At 39.1% G+C, this 2,421-nt stretch carries 2 protein-coding genes; one reads left to right on the top strand and one right to left on the bottom strand.

Annotated features, from left to right (window positions below; all coding sequences use genetic code 11):
- Nucleotides 1-413 precede the first annotated feature (413 nt).
- A complete protein-coding gene (locus VE944_RS03415; protein ID WP_324972283.1) occupies nt 414-1,223 on the top strand; it encodes a phosphate/phosphite/phosphonate ABC transporter substrate-binding protein in 810 nt (269 codons plus the stop codon).
- Between the two features lie 19 nt (nt 1,224-1,242).
- Here the strand turns inward: VE944_RS03415 and VE944_RS03410 are convergent.
- Nucleotides 1,243-2,421, bottom strand: a 1,179-nt coding sequence (locus VE944_RS03410) for a tetratricopeptide repeat protein (RefSeq protein WP_324972280.1), incomplete at its 5' end; no start/stop codon positions are given.

Genomic DNA, 2,421 nt, shown 5'->3' with positions numbered 1-2,421 from the left:
TGCTCGTGAAGTTCTACCAGTCGTTGCTCATCAGCAACCATCAAGTCTGTACTCGCGGATTTTTACAGCACCAACATTGGCTAATTCTCAAGTTGAAAGTTCGATTAATATTTCTGAGTAAATTAACTCCCATTAAGGGGTGTGCAAGTAAATTCTAAATATTAGGGAAATAAAGGGGTGGTTTCATAACTACCCCTAAACTTTTTGTATTATAGCCGTCGCCAGTTTAGTTAGGATGCAAAAAGAATTTGGGCGGCGAAAAAGTCAAATTTATGGGAAAAATATGAATCTAGGTATAACGATAAATCTGTTATAAATAGTAGTAATAATACTAATGTTGATCAAGTAATGCGATGGTCAAGCTGGCAAAAAACTGACTCAATTTTTTCAGATTGAAAGTGCTGTAGAAAAAAATGGCTATATCTTATAAAAAGTTGCAAATTATATCTTATCTGGCTCCCAATTGGTTCGGATTTTATCAGGCGATCACAGCTTATTTAAGTCGTGTTTTAAAAGCAGAATTCCAACTACAACCAAGTGAATGTGACCCTTTAGACGATCCCAGGTTATTTGAAGACCAAATAGACCTAGCTTTTATTTGTGGATTACCACTAGTTCGGTATAGTCAAATAGTTTCAAATCAATTCCAGACATTGGTTGCGCCAGTAATGCAATCATCACGATATAGCAACCACCCTATTTACTATGCAGATGTAATTGTCAATGCTAATAGTAATATCAAAAAATTTACCGATTTAGCAAAAAAAACATTTTGTTATAATGACCTTGGTTCTAACAGTGGTTATAATTTACTCTGTCATAGATTAATTCAAGAAAAATATCCTGAAAGTTTTTTTAGCAAAACGCTACAATCAGGTTCGCATCAGCATTCAATTCGCTGGGTAGTTGAGGGATTGGCAGATTGTGCATCGATTGATAGTGTAGTGCTAGAACAGGAATTAAAAGATTTTCCCGAATTTTTACAGCATTTGCGGGTGGTGGAAGTGTTGGGGCCTTCCCCAATGCCACCTTTAGTAGTAGCACAGCGTCTAGGTATATCTTTAATTCAGCAAATGCAGTTAGCACTACTCCAACCAGATGCAGAGTTGCAAAGAGTCATGGAACAGTTTGGAGTCAGACGTTTTGCCGTAGTGGAATTAAAAGACTATCAGATATTAAATCAGATTTATAGCGATTGCTCTTGTGTTAGCTTATTTAGGTAAAGGACTTCCAACTAAGTTTTTAAGACATGGCATAATCCCAACTCTGCTTTTGTGCTGATAAAACCACATCTTGATAAACTTGCTCAAATAATACTCGCTGTGCATGACTCCCTCCAATCTCATGCAAGCGTGGTAAAACAGGTTTCAGTTCCGCAACAGTTGTGTGGAAATCGCCTTTGGCATGAGCTACCATTCCTCTAGCTGCGGGAATTGCTACTTCTATCCAACTCCGTTGCAGAAAGGGATTAATATTTAAAGTGTGATACTGCATATTCTGAAGCATTTGGTTCACCCAATCATGGTGTCCAGCTTTGGTAAGGGCATAGACATAATGCAAATCCTGGAATGGTAATGCGTGTTCATCAATCCGGCTGTAAAGATAATGACTGATGCTTTGCCAACGGTTCTCGACATTTACACCGCGCAATTCTAGGCGCAATAATAATGAAATTGCTCCTACTTGGTCTTTAGGAGATTGTTTGTTGGCACGTTCCCAAATATGCGTATCATAGAGTTTGAGAACTTTTTGGTAGTTTTCTAACTGCAAATAATATAGTGCAATGTGCCACCAGTTGTGAGTGTAGAGCATGGAGTTGCAGTTTTCCCAGGTGTCTGCAAAACTCTCCATCCAAGCTATCCCCTCATCGATTCTTCCCTGAGTTTCCATGACATGAGCGATCGCATGATGCGCCCAAGGATCATATCTATTTAAGGCGATCGCTTGACGTGCCATCTTTTCTGCTGCTGGGAGTTGATGACACTGTTCTAAACCAAATGCCACCATGCCGGATAAATAATGATTTTCAGGATTGCTTAGTAAAACTTTTTGGGCGATTTCCAGTAATTTATCTTTATTACCTGTATAAAAATAGTGATACTGCCCCTGCTGAACAGAAATCAAATCATGGGGAAACCTACTGGTAATTTCCTCATGAATGGCGATCGCTACATCAATCTCTTGATTTGCCCAAGCTGAAATTGCTTGCACATATAACTGTTCTCTGGCGGTAATCTTGGTGCAATACTGTTGTGCAGTTTGCAGATATGGTAGAGCTAGCTGCCAAGCTTTGCGGTTTTCTTGGGTGAGATAATAAGCAGCCGCATAAGCATTAGCTAATGCACAAGTGGGATCTGCTGCAATTGCTTGTAAAACTGCTGTTTCTGCATCTTTACCATAACCAAGCATCTGATCGATAAA

The organism is Nostoc sp. (assembly GCF_035638895.1).
Lineage (GTDB): Bacteria > Cyanobacteriota > Cyanobacteriia > Cyanobacteriales > Nostocaceae > Nostoc.
This window is presented reverse-complemented; position numbering and strand designations above follow the sequence as displayed.

What these genes read in the sequence shown, in the direction of transcription:
- VE944_RS03415 (WP_324972283.1), top strand. Translation starts at nt 414, where the DNA reads ATGGCTATATCTTATAAAAAGTTGCAAATTATATCTTATCTGGCTCCC.